This window comes from Nonomuraea endophytica, assembly GCF_014203235.1.
Classification (GTDB): domain Bacteria; phylum Actinomycetota; class Actinomycetes; order Streptosporangiales; family Streptosporangiaceae; genus Nonomuraea; species Nonomuraea endophytica.
Genome location: NZ_JACHIN010000012.1, coordinates 25,775 through 44,636, shown reverse-complemented (window position 1 = coordinate 44,636; position 18,862 = coordinate 25,775). Strand labels below are relative to the sequence as shown.

The 18,862-nt window shown below is 69.7% G+C and carries 23 protein-coding genes; 7 read left to right on the top strand and 16 right to left on the bottom strand.

The features are described from left to right. Positions 1 to 154: 154 nt before the first annotated feature. The 6 genes from efeB to HNR40_RS36630 all read right to left on the bottom strand — a co-directional run bounded on the left by efeB (position 155) and on the right by HNR40_RS36630 (position 5,111). Positions 155 to 1,384 carry an iron uptake transporter deferrochelatase/peroxidase subunit gene (gene efeB / locus HNR40_RS36655; RefSeq protein WP_312896657.1) on the bottom strand — a complete coding sequence of 410 codons (1,230 nt, stop codon included), beginning with the start codon at positions 1,382 to 1,384 and terminating at the stop codon, positions 155 to 157. A 10-nt stretch (positions 1,385 to 1,394) separates the two neighbouring features. Further along, positions 1,395 to 2,552 carry an iron uptake system protein EfeO gene (gene efeO, locus HNR40_RS36650; protein WP_184969714.1) on the bottom strand — a complete coding sequence of 386 codons (1,158 nt, stop codon included), beginning with the start codon at positions 2,550 to 2,552 and terminating at the stop codon, positions 1,395 to 1,397. A 16-nt stretch (positions 2,553 to 2,568) separates the two neighbouring features. Beyond that, entirely contained in the window at positions 2,569 to 3,402 is an 834-nt protein-coding gene (efeU, locus tag HNR40_RS55375) for an iron uptake transporter permease EfeU (protein WP_184969712.1), read from the bottom strand. Continuing rightward, a complete protein-coding gene (locus tag HNR40_RS55370; RefSeq protein WP_184970336.1) occupies positions 3,402 to 3,638 on the bottom strand; it encodes a hypothetical protein in 237 nt (78 codons plus the stop codon). Before HNR40_RS55370 ends, efeU begins: the two co-directional genes overlap by 1 nt. Next, on the bottom strand, positions 3,635 to 4,042 hold the full coding sequence (locus HNR40_RS55365; RefSeq protein WP_246509856.1) for a substrate-binding domain-containing protein: 408 nt from the start codon (positions 4,040 to 4,042) through the stop codon (positions 3,635 to 3,637). The genes HNR40_RS55370 and HNR40_RS55365 overlap by 4 nt, the downstream gene beginning before the upstream one ends. 100 nt (positions 4,043 to 4,142) lie before the next feature. Then, positions 4,143 to 5,111 carry a M56 family metallopeptidase gene (locus HNR40_RS36630; RefSeq protein ID WP_184969711.1) on the bottom strand — a complete coding sequence of 323 codons (969 nt, stop codon included), beginning with the start codon at positions 5,109 to 5,111 and terminating at the stop codon, positions 4,143 to 4,145. Between the two features lie 51 nt (positions 5,112 to 5,162). Between HNR40_RS36630 and HNR40_RS36625 the strand changes: the two genes are divergently transcribed. Together HNR40_RS36625 and HNR40_RS36620 are read left to right on the top strand one after the other, a co-directional pair. Continuing rightward, entirely contained in the window at positions 5,163 to 5,603 is a 441-nt protein-coding gene (locus HNR40_RS36625) for a BlaI/MecI/CopY family transcriptional regulator (RefSeq protein ID WP_312896656.1), read from the top strand. 307 nt (positions 5,604 to 5,910) lie between these two features. Further along, complete coding sequence (locus HNR40_RS36620) at positions 5,911 to 6,348, top strand: hypothetical protein (RefSeq protein ID WP_184969707.1); 438 nt, start codon at positions 5,911 to 5,913, stop codon at positions 6,346 to 6,348. Between the two features lie 480 nt (positions 6,349 to 6,828). On the opposite strand, the gene HNR40_RS36615 is transcribed toward HNR40_RS36620, so the two are convergent. The 6 genes from HNR40_RS36615 to HNR40_RS36590 all read right to left on the bottom strand — a co-directional run bounded on the left by HNR40_RS36615 (position 6,829) and on the right by HNR40_RS36590 (position 11,896). Beyond that, the gene (locus HNR40_RS36615) at positions 6,829 to 7,239 is read right to left on the bottom strand and encodes a VOC family protein (RefSeq protein ID WP_184969705.1); all 411 of its coding nucleotides are present in this window, start codon (positions 7,237 to 7,239) and stop codon (positions 6,829 to 6,831) included. Positions 7,240 to 7,272: 33 nt separating this feature from the next. Beyond that, a complete protein-coding gene (locus HNR40_RS36610) occupies positions 7,273 to 7,914 on the bottom strand; it encodes a response regulator (protein ID WP_184969703.1) in 642 nt (213 codons plus the stop codon). Beyond that, positions 7,907 to 9,106 carry a sensor histidine kinase gene (locus HNR40_RS36605; protein ID WP_184969701.1) on the bottom strand — a complete coding sequence of 400 codons (1,200 nt, stop codon included), beginning with the start codon at positions 9,104 to 9,106 and terminating at the stop codon, positions 7,907 to 7,909. The genes HNR40_RS36610 and HNR40_RS36605 overlap by 8 nt, the downstream gene beginning before the upstream one ends. Positions 9,107 to 9,109: 3 nt before the next feature. Continuing rightward, positions 9,110 to 9,814, bottom strand: a complete 705-nt coding sequence (locus HNR40_RS36600; RefSeq protein WP_184969699.1) for an ABC transporter permease — start codon at positions 9,812 to 9,814, stop codon at positions 9,110 to 9,112. A 32-nt stretch (positions 9,815 to 9,846) separates the two neighbouring features. Beyond that, the gene (locus tag HNR40_RS36595) at positions 9,847 to 10,752 is read right to left on the bottom strand and encodes an ABC transporter ATP-binding protein (protein ID WP_184969697.1); all 906 of its coding nucleotides are present in this window, start codon (positions 10,750 to 10,752) and stop codon (positions 9,847 to 9,849) included. A 157-nt stretch (positions 10,753 to 10,909) separates the two neighbouring features. Further along, positions 10,910 to 11,896 (bottom strand): NAD(P)-dependent alcohol dehydrogenase, encoded by a 987-nt coding sequence (locus HNR40_RS36590; protein WP_184969695.1) that lies wholly within the window; start codon positions 11,894 to 11,896, stop codon positions 10,910 to 10,912. A 135-nt stretch (positions 11,897 to 12,031) separates the two neighbouring features. Between HNR40_RS36590 and HNR40_RS36585 the strand changes: the two genes are divergently transcribed. After that, positions 12,032 to 12,637: a DUF2306 domain-containing protein gene (locus HNR40_RS36585; protein ID WP_184969693.1), complete on the top strand. Its 606-nt coding sequence runs from the start codon at positions 12,032 to 12,034 to the stop codon at positions 12,635 to 12,637. On the opposite strand, the gene HNR40_RS36580 is transcribed toward HNR40_RS36585, so the two are convergent. Both HNR40_RS36580 and HNR40_RS36575 read right to left on the bottom strand, forming a co-directional pair. Then, positions 12,634 to 13,284 carry a response regulator gene (locus HNR40_RS36580; protein ID WP_184969691.1) on the bottom strand — a complete coding sequence of 217 codons (651 nt, stop codon included), beginning with the start codon at positions 13,282 to 13,284 and terminating at the stop codon, positions 12,634 to 12,636. The genes HNR40_RS36585 and HNR40_RS36580 overlap by 4 nt on opposite strands. After that, positions 13,281 to 14,378: a sensor histidine kinase gene (locus HNR40_RS36575; RefSeq protein ID WP_446685794.1), complete on the bottom strand. Its 1,098-nt coding sequence runs from the start codon at positions 14,376 to 14,378 to the stop codon at positions 13,281 to 13,283. Before HNR40_RS36575 ends, HNR40_RS36580 begins: the two co-directional genes overlap by 4 nt. A gap of 1,465 nt (positions 14,379 to 15,843) precedes the next feature. On the opposite strand from HNR40_RS36575, the gene HNR40_RS36570 reads away from it, so the two are divergent. Beyond that, a complete protein-coding gene (locus HNR40_RS36570) occupies positions 15,844 to 16,251 on the top strand; it encodes a hypothetical protein (RefSeq protein ID WP_184969686.1) in 408 nt (135 codons plus the stop codon). A 162-nt stretch (positions 16,252 to 16,413) separates the two neighbouring features. Here HNR40_RS36570 and HNR40_RS55360 read toward each other — a convergent pair whose 3' ends face one another. Then, on the bottom strand, positions 16,414 to 16,593 hold the full coding sequence (locus tag HNR40_RS55360) for a helix-turn-helix domain-containing protein (protein WP_376773563.1): 180 nt from the start codon (positions 16,591 to 16,593) through the stop codon (positions 16,414 to 16,416). A 101-nt stretch (positions 16,594 to 16,694) separates the two neighbouring features. On the opposite strand from HNR40_RS55360, the gene HNR40_RS55355 reads away from it, so the two are divergent. Continuing rightward, entirely contained in the window at positions 16,695 to 17,210 is a 516-nt protein-coding gene (locus HNR40_RS55355) for a site-specific integrase (protein ID WP_184969684.1), read from the top strand. Here HNR40_RS55355 and HNR40_RS36560 read toward each other — a convergent pair. Next, a complete protein-coding gene (locus HNR40_RS36560) occupies positions 17,207 to 17,740 on the bottom strand; it encodes a TetR/AcrR family transcriptional regulator (protein WP_184969682.1) in 534 nt (177 codons plus the stop codon). The two genes, HNR40_RS55355 and HNR40_RS36560, sit on opposite strands and share 4 nt — an antisense overlap. A 92-nt stretch (positions 17,741 to 17,832) precedes the next feature. On the opposite strand from HNR40_RS36560, the gene HNR40_RS36555 reads away from it, so the two are divergent. Both HNR40_RS36555 and HNR40_RS36550 read left to right on the top strand, forming a co-directional pair. Then, positions 17,833 to 18,237 (top strand): nuclear transport factor 2 family protein, encoded by a 405-nt coding sequence (locus HNR40_RS36555; protein ID WP_184969680.1) that lies wholly within the window; start codon positions 17,833 to 17,835, stop codon positions 18,235 to 18,237. 247 nt (positions 18,238 to 18,484) lie between these two features. Beyond that, a complete protein-coding gene (locus HNR40_RS36550; RefSeq protein WP_184969678.1) occupies positions 18,485 to 18,844 on the top strand; it encodes a hypothetical protein in 360 nt (119 codons plus the stop codon). Positions 18,845 to 18,862: the final 18 nt, after the last annotated feature.

Sequence of the window (18,862 nt, the reverse complement as noted above, 5' to 3'; positions counted from 1 at the left end):
AGGGCCGCCCCTTCACCTTGAGCGGGCGGCCCGTCAGACATTTCCCCGACTGCTCCGGACGTCGCGCCCGAGATGACTACACCTCCCCGGCACGCTCGCGGGTGTGCGTGCCAGGGACGTCCCGTATCTGCTGCGGCGTCATGCCAGGTCCTGGTCAGGCGAACAGCTGCCTGCCCCAGTAGTCACCCGCGTCGCGCACGCCGGGCGGGCAGGCGAACATGCCGCTGGAGACGTGCTTGATGTACTCGTTCAGCGGATCGTTCTTGGCGAGGCTCATCTGGACGGGCACGAACTGGCGGCGAGGGTCGCGCTGGTAGGCGATGAAGAACAGCCCGGCGTCGAGCCGCCCGAGGCCGTCGGAGCCGTCGACGTAGTTGTAGCCGCGGCGCAGCAGATGCGCGTTGGCGTGCGCCGTCGGGTGGGCCAGCCGGACGTGGGCGTCGGGTTTCATCGCGGCCAGGTCCACGGGGTCGAACTCGTTCTTCTTGCCGGCGGGGGCGCCCTCGTTCTTGTCGCGGCCGAAGATGTCCTCCTGCTCACGCAGGGAGGTGCGGTCCCAGGTCTCGATGGTCATGCGGATCTTCCTGGTGACCAGGTAGCTGCCGCCCGCCATCCAGTCCGCACCGTCTTCTGCCGCGGCCCACAGCTGGTCGCGTACCAGATCGTCGTCTTCGAGCTTCATGTTGTTGGTGCCGTCCTTGAAGCCCATGAGGTTGCGCGGGGTGGTCTGCGCGCGCGAGGTCGAGGAGGTACGGCCGAAGCCGAGCTGCGACCAGCGCACGGTGACCTTGCCGAAGCCGATCCTGGCCAGGTTGCGAATGGCGTGCACCGCCACCTGCGGGTCGTGGGCGCAGGCCTGGACGCAGATGTCGCCGCCGGAGATCTCCGGGATGAGCCGTTCGCCGGGGAACCTGGGCAGGTCGGCCAGGGCTGCGGGGCGGCGCGCGGCCAGGCCGAAGCGGTCGTCGAACAGCGAGGCGCCGAAGCCGACGGTCAGCGTCAGCCCGGAGGCGGGCAGGCCGAGCGCCTCGCCCGTGTCGTCGGGCGCGGCCTCGGGCGGGCCGCCGACCGCGCCGGACGCGCCCGCGTCCCGGCCCTGGGTGAGCCGGGCGGCGGCGGCCGTCCATTCCTGGAGCAGGCCGGTCAGTTCCTCGCGCCGGGTGGTGGTGACGTCGAAGGCGACGAAGTGCAGCCGGTCCTGGGCAGGGGTGACGATGCCCGCCTGGTGCTCGCCGTAGAAGGGGAAGGCGCCGGAGGTCGAGGAGGCGTGCACGACCGGCGGCTCGGCGAGCAGGGAGCGGGCGGCGATCGCCCCGGCCCCCGCCGCCGCGACCCCGGCCGCGCCGAGCCCGAAGATCTTCCTGCGGCTGATGTGCTCGCTCACGGCGGGCTCCCTACTTCGCCACGATGGGCGCGATCTCGCTGATCGGCTCGGCGAGCGCGTTGATCACGTCGGACAGCTTCTTCAGCTCGGCCTTGGACAGCTCGTTGTGCAGGCGCCAGCCGTCGCCCTTCTGGTGGGTGCCCAGCTCGGCCTCGGCGGCGGCGAACTTCTCGTCCAGGGTCTTGACCAGGGCGGGAGAGCGCTCTTCCAGCACCGGGCGCAGCGACTGGACCGCGGCCTTGGAGCCCTGGAGGTTGGCGGCGAAGTCCCACAGGTCGGTGTGCGACCAGATGTCCTCCTCGCCGGTGATCTTGCCGGTGGCGACCTCGTCGAGCAGTTCCTTGGCGCCGTTGGCCAGGTTGAGCGGGGTCAGCTCGGTCGCGTTGGCCTTCTCGACGATGGTCTTGACGTCGGCGAGCAGCTTGTCGGCGACGGGACCGTCCTTGCTGATGTCCTTGGTGATCCACAGATCCTTCTCGATCTTGTGGAAGCCGGTCCACTCCTCGCCCTCGGCGAGGTCGGCCTCGCGGGCGTCGATGGCCGGGTCGAGGTCGCCGAAGATCTCCGCGACCGGCTCGATGCGCTCCCAGTAGGTACGCGAGATCGGGAAGAGCTCCTTGGCCTTGTCGATCTGCCCGGCCTTGACCGTGTCGACGAACTCCTGCGTCTTGATCAGCAGGGTGTCGCTCTGGCTCTTGACGTAGCGCTTGTAGCTGGCGGTCGCCTCGGCGAGCTTGGCGTCGGCGTTGAGCGGCTTGTGCTCGCCGGTGACCTTCAGCGGGCCGCGGATGCCCTTGCCGACCATGCCGGGTTTGCAGGCGGTCTCGTAGGTCCCGGCGGGCAGTTCGGCGATGAGGTCGCGGGTGAGGCCGGGCACGATGTTCTCCACCTCGGCCATGACGCGGTCGCCCGGCGCGTAGACGTAGAACTCGGTGACCTTGCTGCCGCCGTTGGTGATCGTGAACGTGCTGGTGCCCGCCGCGACCTCGGCGACGGCCACCTTGCACTCGGTGTCACTGGCCGCCACGGCGACCTTGCCGGGCTGCTGCGGTACGGCGGTGCCGTTCGCGCCATTGCTGCTGGTGGGGGTCTCGGCCGCGCACGCAGTCAGCGCGGCCAGGGCGAGAGCGCCGATGGTGAGACGGGTGAGGGCGGACACGGCGGACATGGCGGTGTGCTCCTGTTCAGGCCGCGGGCGCGGCTGCGGCAGAGGTTGGCTGGGTGCGGGAAGGACGCAGGAAGAAGTAGAGGGTGGGTAGCAGGTAGACGGCCCACGCCACGGTCTCCAAGACGGTGGGCTGTGGGGTGAGGTTGAGCATCCCGGCCAGCAAGGTGCCGTACCAGGAGTCGGCCGGAAGGATCGTGCTGATGTCGAAGGCGTAGCTGGTCAGGCCGGGCAGGATGTTGGCTTCCTGCAGGTCGTGCACGCCGTACTTGAAGATCCCCGCGGCGACCAGGATGAGCAGCAGGCCGGTCCAGGTGAAGAACTTCGTCAGGTTGACGCGCACGGCCGAGCGGTAGAGCCCGTAGCCGAGCGCCATCGCGGTGAGCAGGCCCAGGCTGATGCCGATCAGCGGCTGGGCCGAGATGGTGGCGCCCTGGACGGAGGCGAAGAACAGCAGCGCCGTCTCCAGCCCCTCCCTGGCCACGGCCAGGAACGCCATGACGACGACGGCGAGCGAGCCCAGCTCCAGCGCATCGCTCAGCTTGCCGCGCAGGTCGCCGGACAGGGCGCGGGCGGCCCGCCGCATCCAGAAGATCATCCAGGTGACGAAGACGACGGCGAGCAGCGAGGTGATCGCCTCGAACAGTTCTCGCTGCTGGAAGCCGAGCCGGGCGGCGGTGAAGGTCAGGACCGCGCCGAAGCCGACCGACAGCACCACGGCGGCGAGTACGCCGGTCCAGACGTGCGGCAGCTTGTCCTTTCGGTCGCCTTTGACGAGGAAGGCGACCAGGACGGAGACGACGAGCGTGGCCTCCAGCCCTTCGCGCAGGCCGATGAGGAAGCTGGCGAACACTAGTGCTCCATCTCTTGGTAGGTCGGATCGGGATGGGCGGGGACGATCGCGGACGGCCAGTGATGAGCGGGGCCGCTGCAGTGGATCGGCACGCTGTCGCCGACGGCGACGTGCGTGCTGCCGGGAACGGCCGTCGCGCTCTCGGCATGGCCGGGAAGCGGGTTGGCTTCGCCGATGAACCCCGCTACCCAGGCGTCGACCGGCCGGCGATACACCGTGGCGGGCAGCTCTTTCATGCAGGTGAGTAGCACCAACGTGGCGCCCGCCCCGATGCCGGGCAGAGTGGTCGTGCGCCAGACGGTGAAGGGACGTCGGCGTCCTGGGCGAAGAACACGTCCGCGGGAGAGCGTTCGCCTTCTTCGACGAGCTGGGTGGCCATGGCGGCGGTCGCGGCGTAGCGGGCCTCGACGGCGATGCCGGTTTCCCGGGTGAAGTGGTCCAGGAGCGGCTTGACCAGTTCTTCGCTGCGGCCGCTGTAGACGGTGATCTTCTTGTCGGACGCGGCCAACGTTGCGGTGCCGGGCCCGGCGGCGGAGGTCGCGGGATCGGCGGGGCCGCCCTGGCCGCCGCACGCGGCCAGAAGGCTGAGCCCGAGCGCGGTGACCGGCGCGCGCACAGCAGAGCTTCGGGGGGCGAGCACAGCAAGCTCCTCAGGGGCCGTTGGAGGGAAGCCCGGACCCAGGCTCCGCTACTTGCTGTAGAAGTTAACATAGGCTCACCTAACTAACCAGGTGAGCTGTTTATGGCCGCCCGAGGTAGGCGAAGCGGAGCAGTTCCTGCAGGTCATAGATCGCCTCGCCGGTCCACACCACGGTTCCCGCCGCCACCAGGGCGGGCACCAGCCACAGCAGGGCGGTCGTGCCGGGTACCGGACGCAGCAGCGCGGCCACCCGCCGCGGGACCACACCCGGCCTGGACGGGCCCGCCGCGTGCAACATGCTCGACGCCGGAGTCAGGGCGCCCCGCGAACCCGCTCGGGCGCGTGCCGCCACCAGCGCGGCCCGGCCGACAGCCTGGGCCACCAGGCGGCGCTCCCCCACCTCGGCCGCCGCCTGCTCATCGGCCGCCCGTTCCACCAGGAACCCGACCTGCCCGCTCACCCAGCGCAGCGCGGGATGCGCCGCCCCGGCCAGCTCCGCCAGCCGTACCAGGCGATGATGGGCGCCGGCCAGATGGGCGCGTTCGTGTGCGAGCAGCGCCGTGTACTGCTCCCGGCTCAACGCCTCGCGCATGCCGGTGGTGACCACCACCCAGCCCGGATCGCGCGGCAGGCCGCGGCCCGGCGATCGACCGGGTACGGCGAAGGCCGTCACCGCCGGGTCGTCCACCAGCAGAACATCGCCTTCCGGACGCGGGAATGAGCGCGCCGTCCGCAGATCTCGCCGGTGGCGGCGATGCGCCCATCCCGCCGCCGCGGTCGCGACGATCAGCAACACCAGTGAACCCCACGACACCCAGGGGACCCGAGCAGTGTCGTCGCGCACGACCGCAGCCGACCAGCCCATGGCCTGGGCCACCGCGGGCACCTCGGCAACCGCCTTCATGGCGAACACCGCCAGGTTCGCCATGCCGGCCGCCGCCACGATCGCGGCCGACCAGGCCAGCACGCGCGCGGCCAGCGCGGGCGCGAGCCTGCCGGCGACGGCGAAGGCGGCCAGGACGATCAGCGGCGGGCTGACCACCACCGACCACACGAAGTGATCGAACATTCTGTCGCTCCCCGGGGGTTATGGCGTGGTTTCAGCCTGCCATGAGATCCGATGGATCCCGATAGGGTGGTTGCGATGGACAGCGACGGGGACGAGCGCGCCGCTCGGAGCGAAACCCCTGATCGCGGTGCCCGTCGACGGCCGGGAGAGCTTGAGGCGGCAATCTTGACGACCTTGCGGGCGGCCGGTCGCTCGCTCACCCCCGGACAGGTCCGGGACCTGATCGCACCCGAGGGCGGGCTGTCCTACAGCGCGGTGGTGACCACGCTGGTACGCCTGCACAAGAAGCAGGCCGTCACGCGGCGCCGAGAAGGCCGCTCCTACCGCTACGGCGCCCTGGTGGATGCGGCCGGGATGGTCGCCCAGCGGATGAGTGCCCTGCTGAATGCCGAAGCCGACCACGCCAATGTGCTGCGTCGCTTCGTGAGCGAACTGGACGCGGGCGACGAGGAGGTCCTGCGCCGGTTGCTCGGCGAGCCCGGCCCGGAGTAGCCGACCACCTGTCCGATCAGGTTGTACGGTGACCCGCATGGAGGGCACCACCCGCCGGCCAGGGCTCCCGGAAGACCGCGCCCGCTCGTACGCCCGCCGCACTGCTCCCTTGGGGCAGGCGCCGTCGGCGAAGTGAGCCCCATCGGGTAAGACAGCGATGACGTCGTGGGGTTTCCCGGATTCGGCACAGGCGCTCGTGCTCCACGGCGCTTGCCGGCCTGGCGAAGGTGCCAGAGTTTGGGGCCTTGCCCGCACAGATCTGTAGACCGGCCGGGGCAATGGCCACGGATCGGGTTTCAATCAAGGAATGGAGACGAGCAAGACACCCCTCTCGTTCCTGCTGGCCGGCGGATTCTGCACCATGGTGCTCGCCAGCGCCGTGACGGCGCTCGTGTTCCACGACACGGCGGCGAGAGTCGGTGCGATGGCGTGGGTGGTGTTCTGCTTCGCCTGGCTCGCGCGCCGCGCGTTCGCCGCGCCGGCGGCCGCGTTGATGGCGTGGCTGTTCACGACCGGCTTCCTCATCCACCACCTCGGCACCCTCGCCTTCGAACGCGCCGACCTGCTCAGGCTGGGCCTGTTCGAGATCGTGGCCCTCCTGGGCGTCGCCGCGGCGGCGGGAATCCGGCTGGCCGCACGCGTGGACAAGAAGGTACGCACGGCCCGCCAGGAGGACCTGCTCCCGCAGACGGCATACGAGCCGCGGGTCGGCGAGCAAGCCGGCACGCGCCATATCACCGCCTAGGCCGCGGATCCTCCAACGCAGCGCAGGAACACCGCGCTGCGCAAGGCCGGAGGAGACCCGGCGCTGGTCGAGACCGTCGCGGGCGGATACCGAGTACCCCCGGGCGCTTGACGGTTGAGCAGGGTTTCGCCGCGGCGCACCAGGCGGCGGGCGGCCTGCCGTACCGGACAAGCGACGGCCATGTCCCGCGCGATGCTCAAGCTGCGGCCCGCCGAGAACGGACGGTTGGGATGGTGGCGGCCCGTCAGTGGGCAGCGCCCAGTTCGACGAACAGGACGCCGACGATGATCAGGCCGATCCCCAAGGCCATGACCTTGGTGAGCGGATCGTGAAACGGGAGGCGGGAGGTGATCGCGGTCACGTGCCCATCACCATTCTCGCCCCGTAAACGCCACCACCGCGGGCGCTCTCCTGATCCCCTTCGCACCTAAGCCGCACGTGTTCCAGACTGTGCCCCAACTGCGTCAGTGATCGCCGGGCCTAGCCGCGCTTGGGCCAGATGAGGCCCTGGTCGGTCCAGACGACACCCTTGTTGTGGCAGAGGCAGAAGGGGTGGCCGACGGGGTCGGTGTAGACGCGCCAGCCGTAGCCGTCGGAGCCGATGGAGTCCTGCTGCAGGGACGCGCCGAGTGCCAGGACGCGGCCCTGTTCGGCCTCGATGTCGTCGACTTCGAAGTCGAGGTGGAACTGCTTGGGGTGCTCGCCGTCGGGCCACTGCGGGGCGCGGTAGTCATCCACCCGGATGAAGGCCAGCTCGATCTCGCCGAACTGGATACCGGCCCAGTTCTCGTGGCTGCCCTCCTTGACCGGGCGACCCGTCACCTCGGAGTAGAAGGCCGCCAGCTTCATCGTGTCCGGACAGTCGATGATGAAGTCGGTGAGTCGCAGCATCCCCCGAGCTTGTCACATGGGCTGCGCCTCAGGCTAAGCGCCGTCGACGGAGAGCAACCCCCGCCGGAAGGCGACCGCCACAGCGGCGGCCCGGTCGTTGACCCCGAGCTTGGCGTAGATGTGCAGCACATGGCTCTTGACCGTCGCCTCGCTGATGAACAGCTGCGCGGCGGCCTCACGATTGGTCGCGCCGTCGGCGATGAGGCGGAGGATCTCCAGCTCCCGGGCGCTCAACGGATCGGCCGGAGCCCGCACCCGACCCAGCAGCCGGGTGGCGACAGACGGTGACAACACGGCCTCACCGCGGGCGGCCGAGCGCACCGCCCGGATGAGGTCGTCACGCCCGGCGTCCTTGAGCAGATACCCGGTGGCCCCGGCCTCGATGGCGGGCAGGACGTCCTTGTCCGTGTCGTACGTGGTCAGCACCAGCACCCGGGCACGCGCCCCGATCCTGGCCAGCTCCTTGATGGCCGTGACGCCGTCCATCACGGGCATCCGCAGGTCCATGAGCACCACGTCAGGGTCGAGGGTGCGGGCGAGTTGCACGGCCTGCGCCCCGTCGCCGGCTTCGCCGAGCACCTCGAAGCCGGGGTCGCCGGTGAACATGCCGCGGATCCCGTCCCGCACGATGACGTGGTCGTCGGCGATCAGCAGCCTGATCGGGGTGTCAGACACCTGTGTCCCTCCGTGTGATGGCCGGCACGCTGGCCGACACGGCCGTGCCGCCGCCGTACTCCGACTCGATCTCCAGCGTGCCCGCCAGGCGGGTGACCCGCTTGCGCATCGCGGTCAGTCCGAAGCCGCCGCCGTCGGCGGCGAGCAGCGGGTCGAAGCCCGAGCCGTCGTCGCGCACGTCGAGGGTGACGGTGTCGTTCATGTACGACAGGGTGAGCCCGACCCTGGCGGCCCCGGCATGCTTGGCGATGTTGGCCAGCGCCTCCTGGGCGGTGCGCAGCAGGGTCTCCTCTACCTCGGGATGCAACGGCCGGGCCGTACCGGTGGCGGTGAAGTCGGCGCGCAGTTCGTGCAGGGCGGCCCAGCGGGCGGTGAGCTCGTCCAGCGCTTCCGGCAGCGGCGTGGACTCCAGCTGCGCGGGCCCGACGGCGTGGATGGTGCGGCGAGCCTCCGCCAGGCTCTCGCGAGCCAGGGTCATGGCGTTGCCGACGTGCCGCTGCCAGTCGGTGTCGCTCTCGCGGGCGTGTACGGCGGCCTGAAGCTGGGTGACCACACCGGTCAGGCCCTGGGCGATGGTGTCGTGGATCTCGCCGGCCATGCGCTGCCGCTCGTCGAACACGCCCGCTTCCCTGGCCTGGACCAGCAGCTGGGCGTGCAGGCCTGCGTTCTCCCGCATCGTCTCCTCCAGCTGCGCCACCATGCGCTTGCGTTCGGCGCTGCGCTCGGTGGTGACCTCGCCGACGAAGCTGAACAGCCCGACCGCCGCGACGATCGCGGCGGTGAAGAACAGGAAGGAGATGACGTCTCCGGCGCTCTGCGGGAGCCCGCCCTGGTAGGCGGTGACGCTGATCGCGGCGGTCGCGGTCACCCCGGCGAACCGCCACAGCCCCCGCAGGTGGCTCCAGGAGTGCAGGTAGCCGGTGAAGGCGAAGAAGCTCGCGAACCATATGCTGCGGGTGCAGAGCACCCCGATCAGGATGACCAGCCCGATCACGTAGACGGCCCTGAAGCGGGACATCACCGCGATCCAGACGGCGGCCAGCGCCGCCAGGCCCAGCGTCAGCATCCGCCCCTGCGACTCGTTCTGCCAGGCCAGGACCGCGGAGACCACCAGCAAGAGGTACGGCGCGGCCTCAAGCTGGCGGGCGACCAGCCGCTCCCACCGCTCCAGGCGCCCATCCGCCGTCGTCATGCCCTACTCCCACCTGAAGAACTTGGCCGCCGCCGTACCGATGAGCACGGCATATCCCGCCAGGACGACCAGTAGCGTCAGGCTCGGCGACTGGCCCGTCCAGACCTGCCCGAGCACCTGCCTGAAAGCACCCAGAGGAGTGTATTCGCCAATCCTCGCCACCAAGGCGGGCATCTGATCGACAGGCTGGATCAGACCGGCCAGGTAGGCCATCGGGAAGTACAGCAGAACCCCGACGCCGTTGGCGGAACGGCCGGTCTTGGCCAGGGCGGCGATGAGCAGGCCGACGGAGAACATCGCCGCGACACCGAGCGTGAGCGCCGCCGCCAGCGGCAGCGCGGCACCGGGAACGTGGGCGCCGATCACGCTGCCCGCGACCGACACCAGCAACGCGCAGGCGATGACCACGAGCACCAACTGCAAGGTCAACTGCACGACCAGCAGCGTGTACGGCCGGACCGGCGTCGTGGACATCCGGCGCAGGATCCCGCGCTCGCGATAGGAGGCCAGGGTGGTCGGCAGCAGGTACAAGCCCACCAGGCCGACCGACATGGCCAGCGTCATCGGCAGCAGCGTGGTGTCACCGGGCTGGATCGAGCTGCCGAACACCAGCAGAACGAACAGGGGGATGAGCATCGAGACGATCGAGCCCGGCTCACGGGCCAGCAGCTTGACCTCGACGGTGGCGAGCTTGGTGAGAGCGGTCATGGCGGAAGCCCTTCGCGGAATCAGAGTCGGAGTCAGAGGGAGCGGCCGGTCAGGGCGACGAAGGCGTCGTCTAGGGTGCGCTTGTCGATGCGCAGGTCGCTGACGAGCACGTGGTGGCGGGCGAGCTGGGCGGTGACGGCGGTGGCGAAGTCGCCCCGGCCGCTGACGACCACGCGGTCGGCGGTCACGGTGACCTCCGCGACGCCGGGCAGGTCGGCCAGCAACGCCACCGGGTCGCAGGCGGCCATCAGGGTGAAGCGGATCTCGTGGGCGGCGTCGAGCCCGTCGACCAGGCCGGCCGGAGTGTCCAGCGCCACGACCCGGCCCCGGTCCACCACGGCGACCCGGTCGCACAGCTCTTCGACCTCGTCCATGAAGTGGCTGACCAGCACCACGGTGACACCGCTGTCGCGCACCTGCTTGATCAGTTCCCAGGTGGTTCGGCGGGCCTGCGGGTCCAGGCCGGTGGTCAGCTCGTCGAGGAACGCCACCCGCGGGTTGCCGATCAGCGCGAGGGCGATGAACAGCCGCTGCTTCTGGCCGCCGGACAGCTTGCCGAAGCGGGCGTTGCGCTTGTCGGCCAGCCCCCACTGCTCCAGCAGCTCCCGCCAGTCGCGCGGCCGGGAGTAGAAGGCGGCGTAGAGGTCCAGGGCCTCCCACACCTTGATCGTGTCGGGCAGCTGGGTGTGCTGGAGCTGAACGCCGACCTGCTCACGCAGCGCCCGGCCGTCGGTGGCCGGGTCGAGGCCGAGCACCCTGATCGTGCCGCCGTCGGGCTTGCGCAGCCCTTCCACGCATTCCACGGTGGTGGTCTTGCCTGCGCCGTTGGGGCCCAGGATGCCGAAGATCTCGCCCTCCGCCACGGAGAACGACACACCCTCCAGCACGCTCAGCTGTCCGTAGCTCTTGCGGAGGTCGGTGACTTCGATGATTGCCATGGCAAAAGCATCGCGATCCGCCGCTTTTCCCGAATCGACCGCGCGGCCACACCACGGGCCGCCCGCGGCTGAACCTCGAATCAGCCGTTCGGTGGATGGCGCCAAACCACTGCGTCTGGACGCACCCGGCCGCGACCCGCGAAACGGCGCTCACAGATCACGAATCCCCGAACGTGATGACGACCTTGCCCGCTGAGCGGCCCTGCTCCTGGTAGCGGATCGCGTCCGGGATCTCCTCGAACGGGTAGCTGCGATCGATCACCGGAGTGATCTGGCCGGATTCGAGCAGGGTGGTCAGCGTGGTCAGGTTGCGGTGGTTGTCGGTGCAGCGGACCACGTCGGCCACCGCGACCCGCTGGGAGACGAACGGCCCGGCGAGCATCGTGGCGAGCATCCGGCCCGCCGGGCTGAGCCAGCGGCCGCCCGGGCCCCCGACCAGCACGTGCGCGCCCTTGGGGGTCAGGGCGCGGCGGCAGGCGGCGGTGGAGGGACCACCGGCGATGTCCAGCAGGAGGTCGTAGCGCTGACGGCGCTGGGTGAAGTCCTCACGAGTACGGTCGACGACCTCATCCGCGCCGAGTGCGGCGACCATGGCGAGGTTGCGGGGACCGCAGACGGCCGTGACCTTCGCGCCGAGCGCCCTGGCGATCTGGACGGCGAAGGTGCCGACGCCGCCGGAGGCTCCGTTGATGAGGACGTTCTGGCCGGGGTAGCAGTCGCGCAGGGCGATCAGGGCGGTGTTGGCCGCCATGGGGACCGCGGCGGCCTGGGAGAAGGAGAGGTTGCGGGGTTTGGGGACCAGCTCGCCGGCGGGCACGCAGGTGTACTCGCCGAAGCCGCCCCGCTTGGGCATGGCGTAGACCTCGTCGCCCGGCTGGAAGGCGGTGACGCCATCGCCGGCCGACTCGACCGTGCCGGCGACGTCGGCGCCGAGGATGGAGATCTTCGGCCGGCGCAGGCCGGGGCCGCCACCCATCAGGCGGGCGATGTACGGCTGGCCGCGCATCAGGTGCCAGTCGTAGGGCTGGACCGAGGTGGCGTGCACCTTGACCAGGACTTCGCCGGCAGCGGGTTCGGGCTTCTGGATCCGGGTGAGACGTAGCGCGTCGGCCGAGCCGTACGAGCTCAGGAGGAATGCTCTCATCACACTCGTCAGGGTAAGAACAGCGCTCGCGCCGCTCATCAGCCGAAAGTACGCCTGATTGGCGGCTGATAGGACGCCTCCAAGGGAGCCTCAGGCGCGATGCCGGGCGCGGCTCGGCTCGCCACGATCGGTGGTATGAGGAGTCGTACCATCCCGGCCGCGCTGCTGGCGCTCAGTGCCGTTCCGATCGTCGCGGGCGCGATCCGCATGACCGAGCTGTCCGTGGGGGCGGCGATCACGCCGGACAACGCGCGCTTCTTCGCCGCGCCGCTTCCGGTGAGCCTGCACATAGCGGGCGCGACCGTCTATACCGTGGTCGGCGCCTTCCAGTTCGCGCCCGGTCTGCGGCGCAGCCGTCCCGGCTGGCATCGCGCCGCCGGGCGGGTGCTGGTGCCCGCGGGGCTGGTGGCGGCGCTCGCCGGGATGTGGATGACGCTGTTCAGCCCGCTGCCCGAGACCGACGGCACGCTGCTGGGCGTCTTTCGCGTGATCTTCGGTACGGCCATGGCCGCCTCGCTGGCCCTCGGCCTGCTCGCCATCCGGCGCCGTGACATCGCCGCCCACCGGGCCTGGATGATGCGCGCCTACGCGATCGGCCTGGGCGCGGGCACGCAGGCGTTCACGTTGATGCCGTGGTTTCTGATCGCCGGCACGCCTGGACAGCTTCCCAAGGCGTTGCTGATGGCCGCGGGCTGGCTGATCAATCTGGCGGTCGCCGAGTGGGTCATCCACAGGCCCTAGACGCGGTTGGTCTCGTAGGCCCACATGGCGATCTCGACGCGGTTGCGGGCGCCGAGCTTGGCCATGAGGCTGGCGATGTGCGACTTGACCGTGCTGAGCGAAATGTGCAGCTCGTCGGCGATCTCGCCGTTGGTACGTCCGCGCGCCACGGTCAGCAAGATCTGCTCCTCCCGCTCCGTCAGCGTCTCGATCGGCCGCACGGGCGGAGAGGCGGGCCCGGTGCGGGAGAAGACGCCGAGCAGCCGCGCGGTGACACTGGGCGCGATGAGCGCGTCGCCGCTGGCGGCGGCGTGGACGGCCTGCGAGAGCAGGGCCGCGCCCGCGTTCTTGAGCAGGAAGCCCTTGGCCCCGGCGCGCAGCGCGGCATAGACGTACTCGTCGAGGTCGAAGGTGGTGATGACGACCACCGCCAGCGGGTCGGCGACGTCCGGCCCGGCCAGGGAACGGGTCGCCTGGATGCCGTCGAGGCCGGGCATGCGGATGTCGAACAGGCAGACGTCGGGACGCAGGCGGCGGGCCAGCTCGACCGCGCGCCTGCCGTCGCCGGCCTGGCCGATGACCTCGATGCCGGGCTGGGCGTCGAGGATCATCGTGAGGCCGGTGAGGACGATCTCCTGGTCGTCGGCGACGAGCACCCGCACGCTCACGACCGCCTCCCCGCCCGGGGGAGAACGGCGGTGACCGTCCACCCGTGCTCGGGACCGGGACCAGCCTGGCAGGTGCCGCCGAGCAGCTCGGCACGTTCGATCATGCCGATGATGCCGTAGCCGGAGCCGAGCCCGGGGGCGGCCGGTGGTGAGCCGTCGTCGGTCACGCTCAGCCGTACACAGTCCTCCTCCGCGCTGACACTCACCTCGATCAGGCCGACGTGGCGCGCGTGCCGCCTGGCGTTGGTGACCGACTCCTGCGCCATCCGGTAGAGCGCCGCCCCGACCGACGCCGGCAGTTCGCCAAGATCGCCGGACAGATTCACCTTCACAGCCGGTACGGCAGAGCCCCGCGTGGCCAGCTCCGCGAGATCGGCGACCCCACGTCCGGGCGCCAGTTCAGGCGCCAGTTCGGACGCCAGTCCGGGCGCCAGTCCGGGCGGCTGGTTTTGGCGCAGCACGCGGACCATGCTGTTCATCTCGGCCAGCGCCCGAGCCGCCTCCTCCTCGATCACCTTCAGCGCGTCGGTAGCCGCGTCCGGCCGCGACGCGGAGGTGGCCAGCCCGGCCTGCGCGCGGATCGCCATGGCCGAGACATGATGGGCCACGGTGTCGTGCAGGTCGCGGGCGAGCTGGGCGCGTTCGAGCAGCTTGACCTGGTCCAGCTCACGCGAGCGGGCCCTGGCCCGGTAGCGCAGGGCGATGCCGAGCGTGGTGGCCGCCGACATCACGGCGAACGAGCCGACCACGTCGGAAGGCACCATGCGGCCGAAGGCGGTCGAAAGCCCGACCACCGCGATCATGGCGGCCAGTCCGATCGCGATCTCGCGCCCCGATCCCCAGCGGGCCAGCGCGTACACGAGAATCAGCAGGTAGGCCAGGGAGTAGGCCTCCGAGGGCACGCCACCGGTCAGCAGCGGCGCGAGTGCCGTAGCGGCGAAGACGATCAGAAGCATCCGCAGCGGATGCGTCCGCCGCCACAGCAACGTGGGCAGCAGGACGATGGTGAGCGTCACGGCGACGACCCGGTGGGGCAGGTCGGGGCGGAGGAAACCTTCGAGCAGCGCGACCGGCACGAGCACGCCCACAAGCACCCAGTCACGCGGCACTCGCGCGGGCGGATCCGGGGGACGCGGTTCATTCCACAGGGAACGAATAACGGCGTGCACGGCCTTATGGTACGACTTGCCCACTCAACCGAGATCCCTGTACTGCCCGATCTGCGGGTTTGACCAGCGAACTGGGTAGGCAAGATCGGGGCTCGCGTCGGTTCATCTGACCTTGATTCGGGCGGTGCGCTGGGGCGTGATCAGGCATCCAAGGATGTCGAGCTCATGATGCTCCGGCACGAGGAGGCCGTCTTGAAACGCCGGGCCGTCCCACCGAAGCCGGACTGGGCCGATCGGGCGCGTTCTTGGCGGCGTTGACCCGCTCCCTCCCGACGGTGCTTCCTCGGCTGCTCACCCCCGAGCACCCTCCTTTGCTTGTAGTCGGAGGAGGCGGGCATGCGGAGCAGGGTGACCATCGAGAAGTGGTGCCAGGCGGCGGCCACGGCCAGAGACGGTACCCGGCCGCCCAGTGCGCGCTGCACCCGCAGGGCGTCCACGGCGGTGGTCCCCGGCCCTTCGTCGTAGCGCGGCGGCACCAGCAGTCCGGGGCCTCCGCTGCTGCGGAAGAGCTGGAGGCCGGGATTGTCACTCCATGAGGGGTAACGCCCGCAGGCCCTCCTCCAGCCCCGGCAGCAGCTTCGCCACGGTGGCGCGTTCCCGCTCCAGAAATCGCATGTCTCCCCTACGTCTCCCGGGACGGCCACCGGTCGGTGGCCCAGGCCGGCGCACAGCCCCCGGGGGGCGTGCGGCAGTTGCCACGCCGCCCCCGGGGGCCGGGCCCACGCCGGAAGTCAGGCTATCCCGGCACGATTCAGTCCTTGATCTTGGTGTCCCCAGCTCCGGTCCATGCACGACGGTTCCTCTGCCGTCGCCGTCTGTCCCGGGCCCTGCCCAGGTACGCCGAGCAGGGGCGGCCGGTTGACATATGGCTGATCTCGAGCACTGCGACCTGGGGAAACGTACCGGTGATCGTTATCGTGCCCGATCTATCCTGCCGTGTTCGAGCCGAAACCAGCTTGCATGTCCTTCGCCCTCGGGTTCACCCTCGCTGAAGAATCTTCGCCGCGAGCATCCCTGAGTTCGGCATCAGATGCGTGAAACTCGCGTCCGATGCGAACCCAGGATGGACCGCCTGCCCCTTCGACCTGCCCAAAGGAACGAGTTACCGCAGGCCAAGGTTAAATCCGTTGGATTTCCGCCATTACTACCGGGACCCCCTATATTAGCGATCTTGATACGGACCAACACGCACGGCGCACCAGATCGCCACTCGATCACGCGACACCAAGAATGCACCTGCCGGCGAAGCCACCCACAGGCCGGCATTGGCGCCACACCCGAACTCGACACGTTCGTACAAGCCTTGACGGCGTTGGTAACGCAATTTGGTTGTAACAAGTCAGCGCGCGGGGCCGCGACTCAAGAAAGTCCCGCAAGAGAGGGAAAAAGCATGAGAAGAAGGCTGAAAGCACTCGCCGCCGGCTTAGCCGCGATCACTGCGGTGGCCGTGACCGCATCCCCCGCCTACGCGGCTCACGATTGGGGCGAAGTGTTCAAGGGCTGCAGGAACCACGTCATCTTCGACTACGCCCGCGACGGCTCCGGGCGCATGGCCGGGCAGGGCGTCCTGGTGTGCGACCAGGTCAGAAGCGTCCTGCGCCCAGAGATCACGGTCGGCTACCGCAACAAGTTCTACTTCAAGGGCAACCTCTGTACATCCGTCAGTTACTGCGCAACCCCGATGCTCTATGTCCCATATCAAGCCGGTTATCGCTACACGGCGCAGAACGCGGGAACCATCAATCAGGACTTCATCTGGCCGCAATCGGCGTGGGCCATCGTCACCGTCACCGGCTGATCCGGCAATGATTCTGGCGAGTCTGCCAACACCCTGCACAACGCAACCACCGCTCTGAAGCCCGCCGAGAACCTACCGGCAAGAGCCGCTATCCCAGCTTTGACCGGGGCGGACAATCACTCACATGCGGGGCGGGCACGGTATCCGTGGGGCCCCACAAACTCACGCGGACGACGTCCACGCCCCGCCCCCGGCCGCAGCGGCGCCCCCGGCCTCCTCCAACAGCCGGTGAACGAACCCGCACGAACGACCCGTTGAGATCGACAGCGACCGCATCGACTCTCCGTCCAGGTACCGGCGCTTCAGCTCCACCTTCCGTGTCTCGTGCTCGGCGCCCGCCACCCGCTGGTACGTCCTCACCGTCACCGCCACCTCTGTCTGTTTCGCTTCACGCGAGCACCGCCAGCCGCGCTCGGATACAGCGCCGGGCGGCGGTGCCCGGCGTGAGCGCCGCCGGCGCGCGGAAGGTGGCCGCGCTGCGCGGCGACGGCGTCGATCTGGCCGCCGCGGTGGAGGCCTTCCTCGCCTCGGCCCGGATCGCGAACCCGAACACCCACCGCGCCTACGCCTCAGCTATCGACCGCACCATCACCGCGCTCGGCCGGGAGCGGCTGCTGGACGACGTCGCCGACGACGAGATCGGCCAGGCACTGACGGAGCTGTGGGGCGGGTACGCGGCCGCGACCTTCAACCGCGACCGGGCCGCCGTCTCCTCCTGGCCGACCTGGTGCCTCAGCGTGAAGCGGTGGGGAGCGCCATCGGTGCCGGGCGAGGCCGAACGCCGCAAAGAGCACCCCGACGAGACGCGCGCCGTGCCCAAGACGACGCTGCACCGCCTGCTGTCACGACGCGACATCCCGCTGCGCGAGATCCCCGGGCCGGCACAGGCGCGGCTCGCGAGGAGGACGGGGTACTCGCCTACCGTGATCTCACGGGCGCTGTCGGGCCGCAGCGACTAGACCTGCAGGCCGTGTCGCAGGATCCGTAGGAGGCGCTGCGCGTGGCCGGGGCCGGCGCCGGTCATAGCCACCGCCCTCGTAAGGGCCAGCAGGTCAGCCACGTCGAGATCGGAACGGATGGCGCCCTCCTGCTGCGCGCGAAGCAGGAGGCCCAAGGCGGCCGACCTCATCGCCTCGTGCCAGCGGTCGAACAGTTCCGTCCGCCTACCGTCCGTGGCGCCCATGGCGAGGGCGCGTTTGGTCGCGACGTGGACGACAAAGCAATCCAGCCAGTCGAAGAGCGCGTCGGCCGCCGAGGGCTTGTGCAACAGCGTCTTGCCCTGCTCGCACAGCTCGGCCACCTCCTCGGCGTAGACGGCGACGAGCAGGTCTCCGCGCGTGGGGAAGTGGCGATAGAGGGTGGCGTTGCCTACCCCCGCGCGTCGCGCGATGTCGTCCAGCGCCACGTCGGACCCCTGCTCGTCGAAGAGCTCCCTCGCCGCCGAGATCAGCGACTCGGCGTTCCTTGCCGCATCCGCTCTGGGTGCCATGAGCTCGCTCCAGGTTGTAAATGGGGACATCCCCGGTTACTGTCGAGGACGCAAACGGGGATGTCCCCAGTTCGTGCTCCTGGAGGATACTCATGGCATTTACCGCCGACGACCGTATCGCCGTCACCGAGCTGATCTTGATGCACGGTCACCTCATCGACGGTGGCAAACTCGACCAGCTGGACCAGCTGTTCACCGCCGACGTCGTCTACGACGTCAGCGATTTCGGCTTCGGGGTCGTGCAGGGGCTGACCGCGATCCGCGAGGCGGCGCTCGCGCTGGGCGAGGGCAATCCGGTCGGCCATCACGTAACCAACGTCATCCTCACCGAGGTAGCCGACGATCACGTACGTGCGCTGTCCAAGGGCATCGGCATCATGGCGGACGGCACATGCGGAAGCGCGACCTACGAGGACACGATCGCGCGCGGGAACCGCGGCTGGCGGATCACCCACCGCAGGGTCCTGGCGCGGCGGGCGCCCATGGGTGCCGGATAGCAGAGTGGGGGTGGTGTTGAGGATGATCGCCTCGACCTCGATGCCCTTCGGGCGTTCGGGCTCATGAGCGCCTCCTCGCCCTCGGTCTGCCTGGCCGGCTGGTTCAGGGAAAGCCCGGCCCGTTGCTGCACCTTCCGCAACCGAGACCATGCACGTCAGCGACTCATTCAGCGCAGCGGAGGTGTCCCGGGCACAGGCCCTGACAGACCCTCGGCTGAGGGCAGCACGACGAAAGGCCCCCCATCAGGTGACGCGGTGGCTGGCCGGCACACCCCAGTTGATGATGCGCTGGCGCAGCCCCCACCTGTATGTACGTGCGGTCCTACGCGCCGCTCTCGAAGCTGGCTCGAACAACCCCATCAAGGCTCAAGACCTACACCGGATGGCCTCCTCCTACTGCGACGCCCAACAGCGCGCGACCGCGCCGCCGGACTGGTTCGACTCGGCGATCGCCTACGCGACCGCTCATGTAGCCGGGAGACTGTCGTTGCTGACCCCCATCAGCAACACCGCCATGGGAAAGGTGGACAGCTACACCGCTGGAGAGCATCTGGCGTGGGTGATCGCCTTTGACCAGACCTTGGACCAAATCGCGCACAAGACCTGATCCTCGACTTGGCGCTCG